Origin of the sequence: Roseovarius sp. D0-M9, assembly GCF_037083805.1 — a bacterium.
Lineage (GTDB): Bacteria > Pseudomonadota > Alphaproteobacteria > Rhodobacterales > Rhodobacteraceae > Roseovarius.
Window position 1 is genome coordinate 1 of record NZ_JBAPKZ010000011.1, and the last position, 21,114, is coordinate 21,114.

Annotated in this window: 21 protein-coding genes and 1 tRNA gene; 9 read left to right on the forward strand and 13 right to left on the reverse strand. The window is 63.6% G+C overall.

Annotated elements, in window-relative coordinates; translation table 11 throughout:
- Positions 1-88 precede the first annotated feature (88 nt).
- Both V8352_RS09050 and V8352_RS09055 read right to left on the reverse strand, forming a co-directional pair.
- A complete protein-coding gene (locus tag V8352_RS09050; RefSeq protein WP_336423960.1) occupies positions 89-382 on the reverse strand; it encodes a hypothetical protein in 294 nt (97 codons plus the stop codon).
- Positions 379-1,740 (reverse strand): tyrosine-type recombinase/integrase, encoded by a 1,362-nt coding sequence (locus V8352_RS09055; protein ID WP_336423961.1) that lies wholly within the window; start codon positions 1,738-1,740, stop codon positions 379-381. The genes V8352_RS09050 and V8352_RS09055 overlap by 4 nt, the downstream gene beginning before the upstream one ends.
- 201 nt (positions 1,741-1,941) lie before the next feature.
- On the opposite strand from V8352_RS09055, the gene V8352_RS09060 reads away from it, so the two are divergent.
- Positions 1,942-3,003 (forward strand): AbrB family transcriptional regulator, encoded by a 1,062-nt coding sequence (locus V8352_RS09060; protein ID WP_336423962.1) that lies wholly within the window; start codon positions 1,942-1,944, stop codon positions 3,001-3,003.
- 16 nt (positions 3,004-3,019) lie between these two features.
- Here V8352_RS09060 and V8352_RS09065 read toward each other — a convergent pair whose 3' ends face one another.
- Genes V8352_RS09065 through V8352_RS09075 form a run of 3 tightly spaced genes read right to left on the reverse strand, consistent with a single transcriptional unit; the run spans position 3,020 to position 6,065 of the window.
- A complete protein-coding gene (locus V8352_RS09065) occupies positions 3,020-4,837 on the reverse strand; it encodes an ABC-F family ATP-binding cassette domain-containing protein (protein WP_336423963.1) in 1,818 nt (605 codons plus the stop codon).
- A gap of 30 nt (positions 4,838-4,867) precedes the next feature.
- Positions 4,868-5,593, reverse strand: coding sequence for a GNAT family N-acetyltransferase (locus V8352_RS09070; RefSeq protein WP_336423964.1), 726 nt, complete (start codon positions 5,591-5,593; stop codon positions 4,868-4,870).
- Positions 5,594-5,603: 10 nt separating this feature from the next.
- Positions 5,604-6,065: an outer membrane protein assembly factor BamE gene (locus V8352_RS09075; protein WP_336423965.1), complete on the reverse strand. Its 462-nt coding sequence runs from the start codon at positions 6,063-6,065 to the stop codon at positions 5,604-5,606.
- Between the two features lie 90 nt (positions 6,066-6,155).
- Here V8352_RS09075 and V8352_RS09080 point away from each other — a divergent pair, with 90 nt between their 5' ends.
- From V8352_RS09080 to V8352_RS09115, 8 genes are all read left to right on the forward strand, one after another.
- On the forward strand, positions 6,156-6,722 hold the full coding sequence (locus tag V8352_RS09080; RefSeq protein ID WP_336423966.1) for a YceD family protein: 567 nt from the start codon (positions 6,156-6,158) through the stop codon (positions 6,720-6,722).
- A gap of 170 nt (positions 6,723-6,892) precedes the next feature.
- Entirely contained in the window at positions 6,893-7,099 is a 207-nt protein-coding gene (gene rpmF, locus V8352_RS09085; RefSeq protein ID WP_336423967.1) for a 50S ribosomal protein L32, read from the forward strand.
- 133 nt (positions 7,100-7,232) lie between these two features.
- Positions 7,233-8,456: a phosphate acyltransferase PlsX gene (gene plsX, locus V8352_RS09090; RefSeq protein ID WP_336423968.1), complete on the forward strand. Its 1,224-nt coding sequence runs from the start codon at positions 7,233-7,235 to the stop codon at positions 8,454-8,456.
- Positions 8,453-9,427 carry a beta-ketoacyl-ACP synthase III gene (locus V8352_RS09095; RefSeq protein ID WP_336423969.1) on the forward strand — a complete coding sequence of 325 codons (975 nt, stop codon included), beginning with the start codon at positions 8,453-8,455 and terminating at the stop codon, positions 9,425-9,427. Before plsX ends, V8352_RS09095 begins: the two co-directional genes overlap by 4 nt.
- A gap of 110 nt (positions 9,428-9,537) precedes the next feature.
- The gene (gene ihfA, locus V8352_RS09100) at positions 9,538-9,840 is read left to right on the forward strand and encodes an integration host factor subunit alpha (protein WP_336423970.1); all 303 of its coding nucleotides are present in this window, start codon (positions 9,538-9,540) and stop codon (positions 9,838-9,840) included.
- Between the two features lie 2 nt (positions 9,841-9,842).
- Positions 9,843-10,907 (forward strand): MerR family transcriptional regulator, encoded by a 1,065-nt coding sequence (locus V8352_RS09105; RefSeq protein ID WP_336423971.1) that lies wholly within the window; start codon positions 9,843-9,845, stop codon positions 10,905-10,907.
- Positions 10,908-10,975: 68 nt separating this feature from the next.
- Positions 10,976-11,052, forward strand: a tRNA-Pro gene (locus V8352_RS09110).
- 111 nt (positions 11,053-11,163) lie between these two features.
- Positions 11,164-12,240 (forward strand): 2'-deoxycytidine 5'-triphosphate deaminase, encoded by a 1,077-nt coding sequence (locus V8352_RS09115; RefSeq protein ID WP_336423972.1) that lies wholly within the window; start codon positions 11,164-11,166, stop codon positions 12,238-12,240.
- A 24-nt stretch (positions 12,241-12,264) separates the two neighbouring features.
- Here V8352_RS09115 and V8352_RS09120 read toward each other — a convergent pair whose 3' ends face one another.
- The 8 genes from V8352_RS09120 to V8352_RS09155 form a co-directional block, all read right to left on the reverse strand.
- Positions 12,265-12,465 carry a hypothetical protein gene (locus V8352_RS09120; RefSeq protein WP_336423973.1) on the reverse strand — a complete coding sequence of 67 codons (201 nt, stop codon included), beginning with the start codon at positions 12,463-12,465 and terminating at the stop codon, positions 12,265-12,267.
- Between the two features lie 70 nt (positions 12,466-12,535).
- On the reverse strand, positions 12,536-13,201 hold the full coding sequence (gene scpB, locus V8352_RS09125; RefSeq protein WP_336423974.1) for an SMC-Scp complex subunit ScpB: 666 nt from the start codon (positions 13,199-13,201) through the stop codon (positions 12,536-12,538).
- Positions 13,194-13,988 (reverse strand): segregation and condensation protein A, encoded by a 795-nt coding sequence (locus V8352_RS09130; RefSeq protein ID WP_336423975.1) that lies wholly within the window; start codon positions 13,986-13,988, stop codon positions 13,194-13,196. The genes scpB and V8352_RS09130 overlap by 8 nt, the downstream gene beginning before the upstream one ends.
- The gene (nagZ, locus tag V8352_RS09135) at positions 13,978-14,988 is read right to left on the reverse strand and encodes a beta-N-acetylhexosaminidase (protein WP_336423976.1); all 1,011 of its coding nucleotides are present in this window, start codon (positions 14,986-14,988) and stop codon (positions 13,978-13,980) included. The genes V8352_RS09130 and nagZ overlap by 11 nt, the downstream gene beginning before the upstream one ends.
- Positions 14,989-15,010: 22 nt before the next feature.
- The gene (locus V8352_RS09140) at positions 15,011-16,066 is read right to left on the reverse strand and encodes an SPOR domain-containing protein (protein ID WP_336423977.1); all 1,056 of its coding nucleotides are present in this window, start codon (positions 16,064-16,066) and stop codon (positions 15,011-15,013) included.
- 81 nt (positions 16,067-16,147) lie between these two features.
- Entirely contained in the window at positions 16,148-17,893 is a 1,746-nt protein-coding gene (argS, locus tag V8352_RS09145) for an arginine--tRNA ligase (RefSeq protein WP_336423978.1), read from the reverse strand.
- A gap of 49 nt (positions 17,894-17,942) precedes the next feature.
- Positions 17,943-19,859, reverse strand: coding sequence for a cation:proton antiporter (locus tag V8352_RS09150; protein ID WP_336423979.1), 1,917 nt, complete (start codon positions 19,857-19,859; stop codon positions 17,943-17,945).
- Entirely contained in the window at positions 19,849-21,072 is a 1,224-nt protein-coding gene (locus tag V8352_RS09155) for a deoxyguanosinetriphosphate triphosphohydrolase (RefSeq protein ID WP_336423980.1), read from the reverse strand. Before V8352_RS09155 ends, V8352_RS09150 begins: the two co-directional genes overlap by 11 nt.
- Between the last annotated feature and the right edge of the window lie 42 nt (positions 21,073-21,114).

The window sequence follows — 21,114 nt, forward strand, 5'->3', positions numbered from 1 at the left end:
ACGCGCCATTTGCGCATCTGTCAGCCAGAAAAGATCAGACATATCACCGCTCCATTTTCGGACGGTGAATCACGCCGCTAGAATGAAATCAATGGGTCCAGAGCCTAGCCGAACGCTCCTTATACTCTTTGACGATTAACTCTTTTTTGCTTGCTGATATGTGAGGTGCGCCGTTTTGCTCACGCCTCCAGTATCCTGTGACAAGCTCTGCAATCAGGTCCAATTCGTTTTGGTCAAGGTCGCCTTTACGAATGTAATCGGCCAACTCCGCCCCAGCTTCTGTTGGGTCTTTCCCCTCAGCAGCAACAAAAGCATGTCCTGCCCTTACAAGCATGTTGCTAAAAAGGTGGCTTGTTGGCTTTGACGAAAAGACTGATTTCACTGCCCAGCCCCCGCCATCCGCACCACGTTGTCAGCAGGTTCTGCACCGGCCAGAAAGTCGCCCCAAGCGGCCATCATGTGCCGCCGTTTTTCGACTTGATCGGCGCGGTTGTAGGCTTGCGCTACCTTGCTGCCCACTCTGTGAAACAAGGCGACCTCGGCCAAGTCGCCATCAAACGTTGTGCGCTCGGCAACCCAAGTGCGGAAAGATGATCGAAGTCCATGCGGCACGGCTTGATCGCCCGTCTTGGCGTCTGTGAAGCCCTTCCCGCCTGATTTCAGATTGGCTTCATGTATCACGCGCATTGTCTTTCCCATTGTCGCGTCAGAAAGTGCACCGCCGCGCGGTGCCCAGAACACTAGGTCGCAACCTTCCAACCTTGGCAGGCTTTCCAGCAACGCCACCATGCCATCGGTCAACGGAATACGCTTTGCGGTATCGCTTGCCGTAATCTTTGAGGATTGCCGCCCCGGCTGGATTGTCCAAAGCCGGGTGGCAAGGTCTATCTCGGACCACGTGGCAAAGCGGATTGCGCCGGATCGTGTCGCGGTCATCGCTTGGAACGCTAGCGCCTTCGCCCCCATGCCATCGCGCGCCTGTAGCGCCTGCCACCAGCGCCCTACATCATCAAGTTGCAATGCGGGGTAGTTCTCAGCCCCGGCAACCTTGGACGGTGCAGGCAACACCATGTCGAGATTGCCACGCCAGCGCGCTGGGTTGTCGCCCTTGCGGTAGCCCTGCACCGTGGCCCATGCCAGAACCTTTTCGACGCGCTCTCGCACCTTCACCGCCGTTACCGTCTTGCCATCCCAGATAGGCCGCAGAACGCGCAGCACGTCCTGCAAGTCGATGTCCTGCACCGCCATCTTGCCAAGTTCGGGCAAAGCGTAGGCTTCCACCGTGGCCCGCCATTGTTTTCGATAGCGTTCGGTCGAGAATTCCTTGACCTTCTCAGCTGCGAATTTCTCCCAAGCCTCTTTGAAGGTCATACCGCGTCGTGCAGCCGCTATGAGCGCCGCCTGTGTGGCCTTGCGCTCCGCTATGGGGTCAACGCCTCGCAACAGCATGTCCTTGGCTTCTCTTGCCCTGTCACGCGCTGCACCGGGCAGAACATCAGGATAAGCCCCCAGCCCAATTTCGCGTTTCTTACGCCCGCGCTGTATCGTGCCATCCTTCAATAGGGTTTCTTGCCAATCGCCGTAGCGCGTTCGCAGAACCCACGACTTCGCACCGCTCGGCCATATCTGGACATAAAGCCCAGAAACGCCGCCCACTGCCACCTTGACGGGCTTTTCCCCGCCCGGATGCTTCAAGCCCTTGATCTGTGTCGGTGTTAGTTCTTTCGCACGTGGTGGCATAATGATACCGCCCTTCAATCTGCCCTTATCTATGTTCTGCAACGTAAGGTTTTGAAAGGTCGTGAACAAGAAAAACATGCAATATATTGATAAAAAAGGCTTGCTATTAAGGCGACTTACGGCGATGAAAGCAGTGGGTGGCTCCCGTTACCCGCTCCAGATTTGAGATGATGCGCAGGCGCGACCCATGCAGCGATCGTTATGACCCGGCGCGCACGCCTTTCCACGACGATTGCAATCTTGGCCTTTGGCGCTATCGCGGCCTTTGCCGCGCGCGCGGTGTCGATCCCCCTGCCCTTCATGCTTGGCCCGTTGATCGCCGTGGGGTTGCTTGTCAGCACGCCAGCGCGAATGGTGCTTTCCGACGCATACACATTTCCGCAGCCGCTCCGGCAGGGATTCATCGCCATCATTGGCTTGATGATCGGCGCGCAGGTGGGGCCGGGACTTTTTGATAGCGCGCCGCGCCTGATGCTGAGCGTCGGAGCGTTGACGGCCTTCGTGGTGATCGCGCTGGCCGGAAACTACCTGCTGTTTCGCCGCATCGGGGGTTTTGACCGCCCCACGGCATTTTTCGCGGCCGCGCCCGGCGGCGTCTACGAAAGCATGGCGCTTGGCGAGGCGGCGGGCGCGGATCTGCAGCGCCTCATGACTCAGCAATTCCTGCGCATCATCGTCGTGATCACCGTGCTGCCTATCGGCATGTCGCTATATCTGGGCGCGCCCGTCGGCAGCGCGGCGGGCGCCTCAATGGCGCATGGCCCCGTCCCGTGGAGCGCGCTGCCCTGGCTGGCGCTGGCCGGATTTGCAGGCTGGTTCCTCGGCCGGGCGGTGCGCCTGCCCGCCGCGCAGCTGACCGGGCCGCTGATGGTGGCGGCGGCGCTGAACCTCGCGGGACTGGTGCATCTCGACGTGCCGCCCTGGCTGGTGAACCTCGCGCAGGTGGTCATCGGCTGCGCGCTCGGCACGCGCTTTGCCGGGATCGGTCCCGGCCTGATCTTGCGCGGCGCGGCGCTGTCGCTGGTCTCCGTCGGCGGGATGTTGGCGCTCGCGTCCCTCATCGCGCTTATGCTGCGGCCCATGCTGGGCCAGGCATTCGATACGCTTTTGCTCAGCTTTGCGCCCGGCGGCGTGACGGAAATGGGGCTGATCGCGCTCAGCATGTCGGCCAACCCGGCCTTCGTGACGATGCACCACATCCTGCGCATCCTGATCACGGTTGCCGCGCTCACGGCGTTCGGCGCGCGGCTTCGGTCCAGCTAACGCGCGACAAGGCGCGTCAGCCCGCTTTTTCCTCCAGCGCCAGCCATTCTTCTTCGGCCGCAGCAAGTGCCTGCTGCCGGGCGGTCAGCGCCTCGGTCGCCTTGCGAAACTTGACCGGCTCGCGCGTGAAAAGCTCGGGGTCGGCCATGAGTCCCTCCAGCTTGCCGATCTCGGCCTCAAGGCGGGCGATCACATCGGGAAGCTCCGAAAGACGGTGTTTCTCGGTAAAGCTCAGCTTGGAGGCGTCGTCTTTTGGCGCCGGTGCGCTTGGCTTGGATTTCGATGACGGCTTGGTGCTCGGGGCGGCAGCCTCTCCTTCGCGCGACTGGCGCTGCGAGCGGTAGTCCGTCCATCCGCCGGCATAGGCCGTAGCGCGCCCATCGCCTTCCATCGCGATGGTGGTGGTCGCGATGCGGTCCAGAAAATCGCGGTCGTGGCTGACCAGGATGATCGTGCCGTCGTAATCGTCCAGCAACTCCTGAAGCAGGTCCAGCGTCTCGATATCCAGATCGTTCGTCGGCTCGTCGAGCACCAGAAGGTTGGATTCGCGCGCCATCAGCTTGGCCAGCAAAAGCCGCGCCTTTTCCCCGCCCGAAAGCGAGCGGACGGGCGCGCGGGCCTGCGATTCGTCAAAGAGGAACTCCTTGAGGTATCCGATGACGTGGCGCGGCGACCCCCGCACCAGAATCTGATCGGCCTTGCCTGAAACGCGCATGTCCGGATCGCCTGTCAGCGAATCCCAAAGGCTCATGTCCGGGTCGAGCTGCGCGCGCGCCTGATCGAAGACGGCGGGCATCAGGTTTGTCCCCAGACTGACGGTGCCGCTATCGGGCGCCTCTGTCCCCAAAAGCATGTTCAGCAGCGTTGTCTTGCCGACGCCATTGGGGCCCACCAATGCGATCCGGTCGCCGCGCAGAACCCGAAGGGAAAAGTCGCTCAGGATGACCTTGCCGTCGTAGGCCTTTGAAATGCCCTCGGCCTCGATCACCTTCTTGCCCGATTTCGGACCAGCCTCCAGCGCCATTGCCGCAGCGCCCTGACGCTTGATCTGGCTTGACCGCTCGGCGCGCAGATCCTGAAGGGCGCGCACGCGGCCCTGATTGCGCTTGCGCCGCGCGCTGATGCCCTCGACGGCCCAGCGGGCCTCGGCCTTGATCTTGCGATTCAGCTTGTGACGGGACTGGTCTTCGTCCTCCCAGACCTTGTCGCGCCATTCCTCGAAATGGGTAAAGCCCTTTTCCTGCCGCCGCACCATTCCCCGGTCAATCCAGAGGGTTGCGCGGGTAAGCTCCCGCAGGAATGCGCGGTCGTGGCTGATCAGCACGAAACCGGTTCGCGTCTCTTTCAAAGTATTTTCCAGCCAGGCAATCGCCTCGATGTCGAGGTGGTTGGTCGGCTCGTCCAGCAGCATCAGCTCGGGCGCCTCGGCCATCAGCTTGGCCAGCGCGGCGCGTCGCCGCTCGCCGCCCGAGGCGGTCTCGACGGGACGGGCGGGATCGAACTTGAGGCCCTCGCCCGCCATCTCGACACGGTAGGTTTCGGCCGGGTCAAGCTGACTGGCCGCAAAATCGCCCAAGGTGGCGAATCCGGCCATGTCGGGATCCTGCTCCATGTAGCCGACCGAGGCTGCGGGCGCGATAACGCGCGTGCCTGCATCGGCCTCGACAAGGCCCGCCATCACCTTCATCAGCGTGGATTTGCCGGACCCGTTGCGCCCGACCAGCGCGACCCGGTCGCCCGGTTGCACCACGAGGGACAGATCGTCAAAGACCGGATCCCCCCCGAAAGTGAGAGAGATGTCGCTGAGTTGCAAAAGGGGGGGACGTGCTGCCATGGCGCCCGCTACCGTGCCGCGCGGCTGCCGTCAAGCGCCCGCTTGCGCGGCGCGCAGACGCGCCTTGCGGGCCTCGGGAATTTTGGCGATCTCGAGCGCGGTAAAAACGTGGATCGTGTTCATCGCAGGGTCGATCACTGCGTGGTCACTGACCCAGCCGCCCATCCCCAGATAACTGCGCAGCAGCGGCGGCAATAGCGCAGGGCACGCATCCGCCTTGGGCGCATCGGCAAGCATAACAGCGTCCGGCCCGCGCTGGCGCGGTGCCCATTCGGGCGGCGCCAGATGCCGCTCGGCAAGCGCCGCGAAGGCGGGCGCATAAGGCGCGGGATCCGCGCCGCGAAAGGATGCGCAGCCAAAGAGGAGTTGCACGTCGCAGGCGTCTACATGCGCGGCGATCGCGCCCCACGCGGCGCGCAGAATATCAGGGTCGCGGGACGAAGGGTGGATGCAGAACCGCCCCAGCTCGGTCACGGGGCCGGGATATGTGCTGAGCGCGCCAAGGTCATAGACCTGCGCCGAATAGCTGGTGCCGATGCTCTCCCCGTCTGCCAGCGGCATCAGGCGAAAGCATCCGGCCAGCCGCCTCTCGCGGCGGTCCTCGATCACGATATGAGTGCAGATGGCATCGAAGCTGTCGACGTCCGGCTGCGTCAGCCCGAAGGCAGCAGCGCGCAAGGCCTGCGCCGCCGCAATGTCCACCTGCCCCGCAGCTTCGCGCGCCACGAAGCGCCGATGCTGCGGATTTGGTGTCATGCGCGTATCCCTAAAAGAAATCGGCCGGGTTGATATTGCCGATATTGCCCAGCATCTGTTGCAAGAAACCTTGTCCCTGAACGGTCGAATCCGTGACCCGGCGCGAGAGCGGCACGACGTTGCCATCGCTCAGATCGAAGCGCTCGATGTTCGCGACGACATCTTGCTGGTCAAAGCTGATTGCGAGAACCTGACGCTCGATCACTTCGGGGCGGAACATGCCATAATGCTTCACCCGGCTGCGTACGTAATAGTAATCGCCCCCCGACAGAACGCCCGACGCGGAGGGCGCACCGATCACATCATCGACGGTCGAACGGGTGTCGACACCCGGTGCGACTTGCATCAGATCCTCATCGGGTGGCACATAGCCGTGATTTTGGTAAGTTGCGCTGCATCCCGCCACGGCCATGAATGAGGCCAGCCCCAATACCCGTATGCCGGCTTTCAGCGAAAAATGGGTCCCGAACATGACTGCCCTCTTGCATCCCGGCCCGCCGGGCCTTTTATCCCGCTTACAACACTACATACCGAAGATTCAAGAAAGGAAGCGTTTCGCGTCATGGCAAAGCTGCTGACAGACCCCGCCGCGCTGCGCGTGGCCGAACTGCCCAAGGGCACGACGCTGAATTTCGATATCGTGCCCGATGCGCAAATGCGTGGTCAGATGGCTGAGGAACTTGGCGTTCTGGGGCTGCGCAAGGTGGCCTTTCGCGGCACGCTGGCGCCGTCAGGGCGCCGTGACTGGCAGCTGAGCGCGCAACTGGGGGCGACCGCCAGTCAGGAGTGCGTCGTCACTCTGGAGCCGGTGACGACCCGAATCGACAACGCGGTTCAGCGCCGGTTTCTCGCCGACATGCCCCGCGCCGCCGAATTGGAGCCTACCCCGGAAGACGGCGTCGAGATGCCCGAGGACGATACCAAGGAGCCTCTTGGCGAAGTGATCGACCTTGCCCGCATCCTGATCGAGGCGCTGGCACTGGCGCTGCCCGATTACCCGCGAAAGGATGGCAGCGGGCCTGCGGGGGCCATCGCCGCACCGCCCGGCCAAGCGCCGCTGGACGACGACGCGATCAAGCCCTTTGCGGGCCTTGCCGCCTTGCGCGACCAGATGAAGGACGACGAATAGACCCGCATCGCCCGCGATGACGCGAGAAATCGCTTGCGGGCGCTGCAATTCGCTGTATTTTCGCGATCTCACAGGATTTGGGGGTTGAACCGGCGCCCCAAGGCGGACTATGTGCCGCACAACCTCATGGAAACAGGGCCAATGCGGCCCATAGGAATCGGGATCGCGACATGGCCGTCCAGCAGAACAAAGTATCGAAATCGCGCCGCAACAATCGTCGCGCGCACGACGCCCTCAGCGGTGCAAACCCCAATGAATGCCCCAACTGCGGCGAGCTGAAGCGCCCGCATCACGTCTGCTCGGCGTGCGGCCACTATGCAGATCGCGAGATCGTCGCCATGGCGGACGAAATCGATCTGGACGAAGACGCGGCCTGAAACGCTTTGGCTCCGGGATCTGGGCCCAAGTGAATTGGGCCCATTCTACTTGGGGCCAGAGCCGCGCGGCGCCAGGTTGCACGTCGACGCCCTGCCTGCCGCGAATGCCAATTATTGAGGACGGACCGCCCGCATGACCGTGCGTCCAGACACATCACCGGCGCAGGCCGGCACGGCTGGCCCGTCACAAGATCCATCGCAAGTCGCGACGGGCGATAGCCAGGTTGAGCCGGGCGATCATCCGAAGCGCCGCGTGGCCAGCTTGCCGGGCAGCTTCAAAGATAAAATCGTCATCTCGGTCGACGCCATGGGCGGCGATCTGGGCCCTGCGACAGTCGTTGCTGGCATTGCCGCCAGCGCGCGCAAGAACTCCGACATAGCCTTCATCCTGCACGGCCCCGCCGCCGAGCTTGAACCGCTGCTAGCAAAGCACGCGGGGCTGGCGGAGTGCTGCGCGCTGCGTGACGCACAGGCGGTGGTCACGATGAATGACAAGCCCGGTCACGTTGCGCGCCACGGCAAGGACACCTCGATGTGGTCGGCGCTGGAATCGGTGCGCGCGGGCGAGGCAACCGTTTGCGTCAGCTGCGGCAACACCGGCGCGCTGATGCTGATGTCGGTCCTGCGCCTGCGCCGCCTGCCCGGCATCTATCGCCCTGCCATCGCCGTGATGTGGCCCTCGCGCAATCCGCAGGGCTTCAACCTCTTGATGGATGGCGGCGCGGATATCAGCGCCGATGCCAAGGATCTGATGCAATATGCGCTCATGGGCGCTTCTTATGCGCACAGCGGCCTTGGCGTGGCACGCCCGCGCATCGGCCTGCTGAACGTCGGCACCGAAGAGCACAAGGGCCGTGCGGAGCTACGCGAGGCCCATGATCTAATCACGGCCCATGCGCGCGGCGCAGATTTCGATTTCGTCGGCTTTGTCGAGGGTCGCGACCTGCCCGGAAATACCTGCGACGTGATCGTGACCGATGGCTTCACCGGCAACGTCGCGTTGAAAACTGGCGAAGGGACGGCAACGTTGATCGCTGACGAGTTGCGCGAGGCGTTCAAATATTCGATCTTCTCGCGTATCGCCTCGGTTCTGGCCTATCCGTCTTTGCGACGGCTGAAAAAGCGGGTCGATCCGCGACGCGTCAATGGAGGCGTGTTCCTCGGGCTGAATGGCACCGTGGTGAAATCTCATGGCGCAGCTGATGCCACGGGCGTATCCGCTGCGGTCAAGCTGGCCTTTGAGTTGGCGCAGACCGGGTTTTCCGAAAAATTGGCTGTGCGCGTTGCATCGGCCACCCTGCCCGCGCAGGATGACGGCCCCGACAGCACGACCGACACCAGCGAGCCAAACAAATGATCCGCCGCGCCATCCCAGTTGGTATCGGGCATTACTTGCCTGATCGCATCGTTCCAAACAGCCATTTCGAGGCTTTGGTCGACACGACGGACGAATGGATCCGCACCCGGTCGGGGATCGAGCGGCGCCACTTTGCCGCCGACGGCCAGACCACATCCGACTTGGCCGTGCGCGCCGCGCGCGCCGCGCTTGAAAATGCCGGGATCTCGGTCGACGACCTGGACGGCATCATCGTTGCCACCTCGACGCCCGACCTCACGTTTCCTTCGGTCGGCACGATGGTGCAGGCCGAGCTTGGCATGACACGCGGGTTTGCCTTTGATGTCCAAGCGGTCTGCGCGGGCTTCATCTATGCGCTGTGCAATGCCAATGCGATGATCGTCTCGGGCCATGCCGAGCGCCTGATGATCATCGGTGCCGAAACGTTCAGCCGCATCATGGACTGGACCGACCGCAGCACATGTGTCCTCTTCGGCGACGGCGCAGGCGCGATGATTCTCGAGGCGGGTGATGGCGCAGGCACGTCGCAAGATCGGGGCATCCTGTCGACCGACCTCAATTCCGACGGGCGTTATCGTGACATGCTCTATGTCGATGGCGGCGTCTCGACCACGGGCACCGCGGGCAAGCTGCGGATGCAAGGAAATCCGCTCTTTCGACAGGCGGTGGACAAGCTGACCTCGACAGCCGAGGCGGCGCTGAGCAAGACGGGCATCGCGCCGGGCGATGTGGACTGGATCGTGCCTCATCAGGCGAACATCCGCATCATTCAGGGCACCGCGAAAAAAATGGGTGTCCCGATGGAGCGCGTGATTCAGACCGTTCAGGATCATGGCAATACATCGGCCGCCTCGATTCCCCTCGCGCTTTCGGTGGGCGCCGCGGATGGCCGGATCAAGCAGGGCGATCTGATTCTCAGCGAGGCGATTGGCGGTGGTTTGGCTTGGGGTGCCGTGGTTCTGCGCTGGTAACGCGCCTTGGCGTGCCCAAATTCCGCTTAAACAGCCCGTGCCAAGCCATTGTAATTGACTCGCAAATTCCGAAGCCACTATTGTCATCCCAAAGCAATCGGGGGATGGCAATGAGTGACAAGACTTTGACGCGTATGGATTTAAGCGAAGCGATTTTTCGCGAAGTGGGTCTGTCACGCAATGATTCATCCCAATTGGTCGAAGCTGTGCTCGAGCATATGTCTGATGCATTGGTCCGCGGCGAGCAGGTCAAGATCTCCTCGTTCGGCACATTTTCGGTGCGCGAGAAATCGGCGCGAGTGGGCCGCAACCCCAAGACCGGCGAAGAGGTGCCCATCAATCCCCGCCGCGTCCTCAGCTTTCGTCCCTCGCATCTGATGAAGGATCGTGTTGCGGCCGGTAACAAGCGCTGACCATGCCCAAATCCGCGGACGCCTTTCGCACCATCAGCGAAGTCGCAGACTGGCTGGGCATCCCTGCCCACGTCCTGCGCTTCTGGGAGAGCAAGTTCACCCAGGTAAAGCCGGTCAAGCGCGCGGGCGGGCGGCGCTATTACCGCCCTGCCGACATGCAACTCTTGGGTGGGATCCGCAAACTGCTGCATGATGAGGGCATGACGATCAAGGGCGTGCAAAAAGTGATGCGCGAACAGGGTGTGCGCCATGTCGCCGCCATGTCGCCTCCCCTCGACGCCGATCTGGAGGCTGCTGTCGCAGATATTGCGCTGAATGTGCCCGAGGCCGAGGAAGAGCCGCGCGGTCAGGTGGTCAGCTTTGACCGGAGCGCTGCGCCTGAACGCTCAGGCAAGGACGAAGACACCGCCGCCTCAGAGACTGCCGCACCAGACCCTGCCACGCCGCCTGCCCCCGCATCCGACAGCGTCGCGCGCGAGGCCGAGACGACCGAGCAAACGCCGAACATCCCGAAAGTGGCCAAGGACGGCGCGGAGGGCCCCCCGCCGGTCGAGGCGGCACCTGTCGAGGCCGTGCAATCCGAGCCGGGCGGCAACCAGGCCCCGGCAGAGGCGAAGAAATCGGACACAGAGTCCCCAATCGTGCAGGCGCCTGCCGATGATGAGGCAAAAGCCCAAGACGCGTCGCCCGAGGATGCGGCCCCGGAGGATGGCGCACCGCGGGAAATCGCCGCAAAAGACGCCGCACCAAAGGACGTCAAGGCCGAGGAGGTTGCACCTGAAGACGTGACGCCCGAAGACGAGGCGCCGCGCTCGGATCCGGCAGCCCCAGCGCCCTCCCTTGAGCGCTTGGAAAGTGCCGAGACGGGCGGGACCGAAGCCGGCAAACCCATCGTGATCGATACGCCGGACGATCCGCCGGACACGGCGCCAGCGCCACCCTCTGTCCTGAAGGCCCTGGCCCGGATTGACCAGCCCAGCCCGCAGGACGCGGCAAAATATGCCGAAATCGCCGCGCGCCTTGCCGATCTGCGGCAGCGTATGGGCGAGCCGCGCAAATCATCCTGACCTCAGGTGCGAAAAGTCGGAATTACCCCTTGTCGCCGCCGTCAAAACAAGTATGAAAGCCGCATAGTCGGGCTATGGCGCAGCCTGGTAGCGCGTCCGTCTGGGGGACGGAAGGTCGCAGGTTCGAGTCCTGCTAGCCCGACCATTACCACCCCTCCCAGCATCCTTTGGACAGCCTGCCAGATCCTCTTTTCCAAACAGTTGAACCCGGCCACCAAGGCGGGTAAACCAGTGCAAGTTTGATAGGGGCGCAGCAATGACCGGGGTTCTCTCCAGCCAGCAACTCGAAGGTCTGATCGCAGAGGGCGCCATCGCGGCCGATCCGCCCGTGCGCGCCGAGCAGATCCAGCCCGCCAGTCTCGATCTTCGCCTCGACCATGTGGCCTACCGGGTGCGCGCCTCGTTCCTCGCAGGTCAGGGGCGCCGCGTCGTGGACCGGCTGGCCGAATTCGAAATGCACCGCATTGACCTGAGCGACGGCGCCGTGCTGGAAAAGGGGTGCGTCTATGTCGTGCCCCTCATGGAATCGCTTGCCCTTCCAGAGGGTGTTCAAGCCACTGCAAACGCCAAATCCTCAACCGGGCGCCTCGATCTGCTGACCCGCGCGATCACCGATGGCGGCGCCGAATTTGACCGCGTTCCGCCGGGCTATCACGGGCCGCTCTATGCCGAGATCTGCCCCCGCTCCTTTTCCGTATTGGTGCGGCCCGGTATGCGGCTGAACCAGATCAGGTTCAGTGGCGGCGGCGCGGCGCTTTGCGATGCGGAGTTGGCCGCGCTCCACGCCTCTGACACGCTGGTGGACTGCGCCCCCGTGATCGACGATGGCCTCGGATTTTCGGTGGATCTGCGTCCAGCCAGCGGCACGCTGGTTGGCTACCGGGCCAAGCCGCATACAGGCGTGATCGACCTTGATAACATCGGCCATTACGCCCCGGCGGAGTTCTGGGAAGAGGTGCATACCGATCGCGGCCAGATCATCCTTGATCCCGGCGCGTTCTATATCCTCGTCAGCCGCGAAGCGGTGCACATCCCGCCCGGCTACGCCGCTGAAATGGCCCCCTATCTTGCCATGGTAGGCGAATTCAGGGTGCATTACGCAGGTTTTTTCGACCCCGGTTTTGGCCACGGCGCGGCGGGTGGCACCGGCTCTCGCGGTGTGCTCGAAGTGCGCTGCCACGAGGCGCCATTCGTGCTGGAACATGGTCAGATCGTTGGACGGCTGATCTACGAGCGCATGAGCGAAGAACCCACCACGCTCTATGGCGCCGGGCTCAGCTCGAACTATCAGGGTCAGGGCCTCAAGTTATCCAAGCACTTCAAGGCAGTATAAGCCAAAGCTAACGCGTGGAGTGGGTTACATCCGCCCCATGCGGCGCGCGATCTTCATAGTGCTGCGCGCGCGCTTTTGTGTCTGCTTGGTGTCAGGCGCGGTCCCCGGCTCCTTGCCCTTGGACATATGTTTGCCCACGGCACCCATGCCGGCATTCATGCCAGAGCGCATGAGGCGGCGCATGATCATGCGCATCGCCATGTTAATCAGATGATTGGCGTTCATTGCGCCCTCCTGCTGGCCTGCTCAATGTCTGTGTAACAGGAAAACATGGAGATTTCAGGGCAAATTATGCCTACTCCTCGAAAAGTTCGCTTTGGTCGCCATTCTCAAGCGGCAATTCGTCCTCATCGTCCTCCGATGATGCGCCCGGCATCGACGTAGGCGGCAGGCGGCTGTCGAGCAACCCTGCCGCACGCAACTCTTTCAAACCCGGCAAATCGCGGGCGCTTTCCAGCCCGAAATGGCCCAGAAACACGTCCGTCACAACGAATGTCACGGGCCTGCCCGGTGTCATGCGGCGGCGGCCAAAGCGGATCCACTCCAGCTCCAGCAATTGATCCACCGTGCCCCGGCTGACGGCAACACCGCGAATTTCCTCAATTTCGGCCCGGGTGACGGGCTGATGATAGGCGATGATCGCAAGCGTTTCGATCGCGGCCCGGCTCAGCTTGCGGGTTTCGACCGTCTCGCGCTGCATCAAGAATCCAAGATCGCCTGCGGTGCGCATGACATAGCCATCACCAACGCGGCACAGCTCGACACCGCGCCCCTCATAGCGCTTGCGCAGGTGGACCAATGCCTCGGCGGGGTCGCACCCATGCGGCAGACGCGCCTCCAGATCGCGCACCCCGATGGGGTCGGTCGCGGCAAAGAGGACCGCCTCGACCATGCGCTCCTGCTCGGCCATGGGCGGCGCGGAAAAAAGGCTTTCGGATGTATTTTCAATATCTTCAGCCACGGTCTTCACCCCTCTTGCGCAGCTCTATCGGCCCGAATATCTCGCCCTGTCGCAGCTCGAGCCGCCCCTCCTTGGCCAACTCGAGAGAGGCGGCAAATGTAGACGCCATGGCCGAGCGGCGGCGCGCCGGATCGGTGCCGAACCCCTCCGGCAGATAGGTCGAAATATCCGTCCAATCCCCACCAAAGCCGATCAGCCCGCGCATCCGGTCAAGCGCTTGTTCAAGCGAGAAGATCGCCTCGCGGTCCATTGCATAGGGGCGAAATTCGTCGCGCGTGCGCGTGCGCGCATAGCCCTGCATCAGATCCAGCAGCGTTGCGGTATAGGTAACGCGCCGCTTTCGCGTGACGGTCTCGGGCGCGCCGCGCGCAAAGAAATCACGCCCCAACTGGCCACGCGCCATAAGGCGGGCGGCCACATCGCGCATGGCCTGAAGCCGCTCAAGCTGAAACGCCAGATGCGCGGCCAGATCCTCGCCCGAGGGGCCCTCTTCTTCGGGGTCGGGCGGCAGAAGGAGGCGCGATTTCAGAAAGGCGAGCCAGGCTGCCATGACAAGGTAATCAGCCGCCAACTCAAGCCGAAGTTGCCGCGCCTTTTCAACGAACTCAAGGTATTGCCGGGCAAGCTGAAGCACGGAGATACGCCGCAGATCGACCTTTTGCGTGCGGCTGAGCGTCAAGAGCAGGTCAAGCGGCCCTTCAAAGCCGTCGACATCGACGATCAGCGCCTCGGCGGCCTGCCGCTCGGCCGCATCCGCGCGCCGATCGTCCCAATCATCATCCGCCATATGCAATGCCGCCGCTCATGGCGGATAGCTTTGCCTCCAGCGCGGAAATGTCAACCTCCGTGGGCGTCCGGCGCGCGGCCAAGGCCGCCTCGGCGCGGGCCTGACCCGCCGCGTCCAGCTGTCCGGCCACCTCGGCCACGGCCCGGCGATCCTCCAATGAGGCATTGCAGAGCAGCGCGATATCGCAGCCTGCCTCAAGCGACGCCCGCGTGATGTCCGTCAGGCTGCCGCTGAGCGCCTTCATCGAAATGTCGTCGGTCATGATGAGGCCGCCAAAGCCGATATCCTCTCGAATGATCTGCATCATCCGCGGCGAGATCGTCGCAGGCAGATCGTCGATGGCCGCATAGACCAGATGTGCCGTCATCCCCATCGGCAAATCGTTGAGCGCCTTGAACGGCGCAAAATCGGACTGGGTGAGCGTCCGCAGGTCCTCTTGCACCACCGGCGAGTCAAGATGGCTGTCAGCCTGCGCGCGCCCGTGGCCGGGGATATGCTTTAGCACCGGCAGAACGCCGCCATCCAGCAGCCCCTCGGCCACGGCGCGGCCCAGATCGGCCACTTGGGCGGGGTCCGTGCCATAGCAGCGATCGCGCAGGAATTCGTGCGTCTGAGGCCCCGCAACGTCAACGAGGGGCGCGCAATTGCTGTCGATGCCAAGCGCGTGAAGCTCATGCGCGATGAGGCGGTAGCGCAGATACATGGCCTCGCCCGCCTGCGCGCCTGCGGCCTCGACATGAGGGAGCGGCGCGGGCCAGTCGCGCCAGAGGGGCGCGCGCAGACGCTGCACGCGCCCGCCCTCCTGATCTATGGTGATCGGGGCATTGCGGCCCACGGCGTCGCGCATATCATCGCAAAGCGCGCGGATCTGATCGGGCGTGTCGATATTGCGCTTGAACAGGATGAAGCCAAACGGGTTCGCCTCGGCAAACAGTCGTTTTTCGTCCCGGCTCAGCCGCGTGCCGGTGGCATCGAGGATGGTCGCACCAAAATGGGTCATACCCTGCTCCGCTAGATGAGGATTACCGCGTAACGACGGGAATACATTCCGCTTTTTCGGCTACAAGCGCCGAACAGAAGCGCCGCGCATCCGCCAGATCCTCAAACCCCAGCGCCCGCAGGCGGTAAAAGGTGCGCCCGCCACTGGTCGCGCGCTGGATGACGCGATCCTTGCCGGCCAGATACTCCTCAAAGCGGGCGCCAAGCTTGCTCCACTCCTCGCGGGCGATCTCTTCGCTGGAAAACGCGCCCAGTTGCGCAAGGCGCGTGCCGACGGCAATGCTGTCGGGGTCGACATCGCGCGCGCCCGCGTCGGGTGCGGTCGCCGCCGTCTGGCGGATGTTGCTCAGCCCTGCCGGACGCGCCTTGGGGCGCAGCGAGGCGTTGGCAGTGCTTGACGCCTCTTGGACGCTCTCCTGAGCGGTCGTTCCCTCGGCGGGCGCAGTGTCATCGTCCAGCGGCTCCAAGGGTTTGATTCCAGCGCTGATGGCCTCGGCAAGGGCGAGCATCGTATCGTTGCCGTTGCTCTCCGGCGCAGGTGCCTCGGCAGTCTGCGTGGTCTCTGGGGCGGTCGCCCCGGCGGTTTCAGGGGCGTCATCATCGGTATTCTCGGGCGCATCCTCCGGCGCAGTGGTCTCGGGGGCGGGCTTCGGCGGCGCCTTCTGAGCCTGCTGCGTAGGGGCATCATCCTCGCTGAGGTCCAGCGCCGCAGGCGCAAGGATCAGCTCGTCCGGGGCGGCGCCTGCGCTGCCGACGGCGGCAATCGCGTTGACCGAAAGGCCCTGGTTCTGCGCCTGTCGCCCGCCCGGATCCTCGGGTTGGACCCGCATGGGGCCCGTCGCGGCGCGCACGACCGGCACGCCGCTGACATCGCGCACAAGAAGTTGATAGCCCCAGACGCCCAAACCGATGACCAGCCCCACCGACACAAGCGACCCCAGCGCATAGGTGACGCGGCTCAGCGGGCTGGCCGGGCGCGTCTCCTCCCATCGGGGGGCGGTCTGCGCATCCGAGTAGGCGCTGCTGGCCTGCTCGCTCGCGTGGCCCCGAGGGGCCTCTGGTGCATGATGATCTGCCATGTCTCGCCTCTTGCACTCCGGCGGGCCATGGCCTGCCGGGGGTGTGAAATCTGCCTCATTGCCCCCGGCGACGCGCGGTTGTTACCGCATCTCTTCAGCCGGAGTGACCCCCAAGATACCCAAACCCGCAGAAATAACAACGCTTGCGGCCTTTGCGAGTGCAATTTTAGCGCGGGACGTGTCCGGATCGCCCTCCTGGATGAATCGCAACTCGGGCACGTCATGGCCGCGATTCCACAAGGCGTGCAATTCGGAGGCCAGATCGTAGAGATAAAAGGCGACGCGGTGCGGCTCGCCGGTGCGGCCCGCGATCTCAATGAGGCGCGGCCATTCGGCGATCTTGCGCGCCAACGCCAGTTCGGCCTCATGCGCGATCAGGTCCAGATCCGCACCGTTCAATGCGGCGTCCGACACGTCGATCCCGGCTGCATCCGCCTTGCGCAGGACCGATCGGACGCGCGCGTGGGCGTATTGCACGTAAAAGACCGGATTGTCCTTGGATTGCTCCAGCACCTTGTCGAAGTCGAAATCGAGCGGCGCATCGTTCTTGCGCGTCAGCATGACAAAGCGGGTCACATCCGCGCCCACCAGATCGACCACATCGCGCAGGGTGACAAAGGTGCCGGCCCGCTTTGACATCTTGAAGGGCTCGCCGTTCTTGTAAAGCTTGACCAGCTGCGTCAGCTTGATGTCCAGAGGCACCTTGCCATCCGAAAGAGCCGAAACCGCCGCCTTCATCCGTTTGACGTAGCCGCCATGGTCGGCGCCAAAGACGTCGATCAGCATGTCGAAGCCGCGTGTGACCTTGTCATAGTGATAGGCGATGTCGGGGGCAAAATACGTCCAGGCGCCGTCCGACTTCCTGACAGGGCGGTCCACGTCGTCGCCATGCGCGGTCGAGCGGAAAAGCGTCTGCTCGCGCGGCTCCCAATCCTCGGGCATCTTGCCCTTGGGCGGCTCGAGCACACCCTCGTAGATGAGGCCCTTGTCGTCCAGCGACGCAATCGCCTTTTCAATCAGCCCCGTGCCGTAGAAGGATTTTTCGGAGGAGAACTTGTCCATCTCGACGCCGAGCGACTTCAAATCGGCGCGGATCAGCTCCAGCATGGCATCCGTCGCAAACGAGCGCAGATCGGTCAGCCAGACTTCTTCGGGTTGATCGACCCAGGCATCACCAACCTTCGCTTTGAGCGCCTCGCCCGTCTCGATCAGGTAGTCGCCGGGATAGGTGCCATCGGGGAAATCGACGGCGCGCCCATGCGCCTCCAGATAGCGCAGGTAGACGGACCGCGCCAGCGTATCGACCTGACCGCCGCCATCGTTGATGTAGTACTCGCGCGTGACCTCATAGCCGTTGAAATCAAGAAGGCTCGCCAGTGCGTCGCCGAAAACCGCGCCGCGCGTGTGGCCGACGTGCAAGGGGCCCGTGGGATTGGCGCTGACATATTCGACGTTCACCCGCACGCCCTGCCCCATGACCGAGCGCCCGAAATCGTCACCTGTCTTCAATACGGCGCGCAGCACACCGCGCCAGCAGTCGGGCGCAAGGCGCAGGTTGATGAAGCCCGGCCCCGCAACCTCGGCGCTTTCGATCCGCGCGTCGCGGGCCAGCTCTGTGGCCAGCACATCGGCGATGTCGCGCGGCTTCAGCCCGGCAGGTTTCGCCAGCACCATCGCGGCATTGGTGGCCATATCGCCATGCAGCGGGTCGCGCGGTGGCTCGACAGTGACGTTCGACAGATCAAGGTCGGCCGGCAGCGTGCCAGCGGTTTCGAGCGCGCCAAGCGCGTCCAGAACGGCGGCGCGGATATCGGTGAAGAGGTTCATTGCATCATTCCTTGAATTCCGCACCGTCTTAGCACCGATGAGGCGCGCGTCAATCGCCGGACGCACCCGGGCCTTTGCCTGTGCTCTTGCCTTCGCCGCTGTCCCTACTCTCGCCTTTGGCTGCCGACTTGGCTTCAGCCTCATCCACATCGCCCTCCTCGGCGCGCTCGCGGGGTGGCGACAGGGCCATCAGACGCATGCCCGGTCCGGCCTTCATCTCGGCATCCACGTCCACGATGCGCAGCGCGCGGCCCGGCGTCACCTCGGCCAGCGGAATGGACGTGGGATTATCCTCGCGCCAAGCCTCCAGCCCGTATTCCTTGGTGAGATTGGTGGCGCGGACTTCCCATCCCTCCTGCATGCACCTGGCCAGTTCGAGATAACGCAGCCCATCGGCTATGCCGCGCCCGCCCAGCGTCGCCGGAAGGGCGTGGCGCGTATATTCCTGCTTGGCACGTTTGAGTTGAAACACGTTTTCGCGGCCGAATTCAGGCGCAAGGTCGGTCGCGACCAGCGTGTTGTAGGCGTCGTTGTCCGATGTGGTGATCACACGGCCAAAGCTGATGAACTCGACACGGTGCTCGGCCCCGTCCGAAAGGATGTCGCCCATGTAGATAGGCAACCCGGCCTCGCGTGCGCTGCGCAGGCGGGCACGGTTGGCGTCGGCGATCAGCACCGGGATCTCTTCTTTTTGAAGCGCGGCGGCGAAGGCCGTGGAAAACTGCGACCCGCCCACGAAGATCACGCCCGGCACATGCGCACTGGCCAGCCCCAGAATGCGCCCCAGCGGTTGCATCGTGAAGCCATGCAGAACCACCGTCGCTGCGACCAGCGCAAAGGCAAGAGGCGTCAGAATTTCGGCATCCTCGATACCTGCGCTGACCAACCGCTCGGAAAAGAGGCCCGCCACGGCAACCAGCACCACGCCGCGCGGCCCTGTGAGGGCGACAAGCACGCGCTCGCGCATCGGCACATTGCTGAAGGCAAGCGAGGCCATGACAGTCACAGGCCGCACGACAAGGATCACGACCAGCACAAAGACGACCGCAGGCCACCCCAAGAGGCTGAGCCGCTCGATGTTCATCGACGCAGCAAGAAGAACGAAAACACCCGAAACCAGAAGGACAGTCGCATGTTCCTTGAAACGGCGCAGCTCGGCATAGCTGGGAAGGCCCGCATTGGCGATGTAAAAGCCCATGATCGTGACCGCCAGAAGTCCGCTTTCATGCAACAGGCCGTCCGACAGGGCAAAGACCAGCAGAAGCGAGGCAAAAAGGACTGGCACCTTCATGAATTCCGGCACCCGGCCTCGGCGAAACGCCTCGGACAGGAACCAGCCCGCGGCGATGCCCAGCACCGTCGCCACCGCGATGCCGATGCCCATGTCCCACATCGCGGCACCGAAGGTCTCGGTGGCATAGACGACCAGCACGACCTCGAAGGCAAAAACCGCCGCCAGAGCGCCGATGGGGTCGTTGACAATCGCCTCCCACTGAAGGAGTTGCGCAGGCCGCTTGCTGAGCCGGGCCGTGCGCAGCAAAGGCGCGATCACGGTGGGGCCGGTGACAATCATGATGCCGCCGAAAACGGCTGCACTGGCCCAGCTGAGCCCTGCAACGTAATGCAGTGCGAGCGCCGATCCTGCCCAACCTACCGGCGCACCGATCAAGATCAGGCGCCGCACACCTACCGCCGCCTCGCGCAGTGAGTGCATGTTGAGCGTCATGCCTCCCTCGAAGAGGATGATGGCAACCGCAATCGAGATCATTGGCCCCATCAGCGGGCCAATATCGCGTTCGGGGTTAAAGAGGCCGAGGCCCGGCCCGATGGCAAGACCGGCCACCAGCATGAGGACAATGGCCGGAAGGCGCAGCTTCCACGCGAGCCACTGCGACCCGACGCCGATGGCCCCCACCAATGCAAAGGCCATGACCGGGCTCATCGCGCCCGCACTTTCAACTGCCATGCGTCTTCTCTCCTGACTGTGGATCCGGCGCATGACTGGGCCAGGAGCCCGCGCCACCAGGACCGCCGAGGTGCTTGGCGTGTTGTGCCAGCGCGTATCGGTCTGTCATCCCCGCTATGTAATCACTGACCAACCGGGCCAGCGCGGTGGTCGTATCGGCCGCCTCGACATCGGCCTGCCAACGGCGCGGCAAATGTTCCGGGGCAGACATGTAGAATGGGAACAATCCGTCCACGACATTGGTTGCCTGCGCTCTTTGAACCATCACCATCGGGGCGCGGTACATGCGCGTGAATAGGAACTTGCGCACCCCTTGCAGATCACGCCACAGCGTCTGCGAGAACTGGATCACGGGGCGGCCCAAGTGGCGCACGTCGGCGCTGCTTCCTAGGCCTGCTTCGGCGATGATGGTGCGCGAAGTATCAATAACATCGCCTACCATCACGCCAAAGACCCGGCGCAGCGCCTCGTGGCGGCGTCTGTAAGGGTCGAGACCCGGATAAAGCCGGTCGACCTCGCCGTAGCATTCGCTCAGAATCGGCAGCTCGGCCACTTCTTCTTCGGTGAAAAGGCCCGCGCGCAGGCCGTCGTGCAGATCGTGATTGTTATAGGCGATATCGTCAGCAAGCGCCGCCACCTGCGCCTCGGCGCTGGCGTGGGTATGCAGCTCAAGATCATGGCAGGCATCGTACTCGGCCAGCGCATAGGGCAGATCGTCGCCGCTTGCTGCTGTGCGCACTGGCCCGTTATGTTTGGCCAGCCCCTCCAGCGTCTCCCACGTCAGGTTCAGCCCGTCGAATTCGGCATAATGTCGCTCCATCCGCGTGACGATGCGGATCGCCTGCGCGTTGTGGTCAAATCCGCCATAGGGCGCCATCAGCCTATGGAGCGCGTCCTCGCCGGTGTGCCCGAAGGGCGTGTGGCCCAGATCATGCGCCAATGCCACCGCCTCGGTCAGTTCGCCGTTGAGGCCAAGCGCGCCGGCGATGGTGCGGGCCACCTGCGCGACCTCGATGGAATGGGACAGCCGGGTGCGAAAATAATCCCCCTCATGCGCGACAAAGACCTGGGTCTTGTGCTTGAGTCTGCGAAAGGCGCTGGAATGGATGATCCTGTCACGATCACGCTGAAAGCAGGAGCGATGTGCGCTTTCCTCCTCGGGGGCGAGACGCCCGCGGGATTGGCCCGGATGGGCGGCGATGCGCGCTGTCATATGGACGGCCTCCTTGCCGGGTCGTGCCGGACCCCATATATT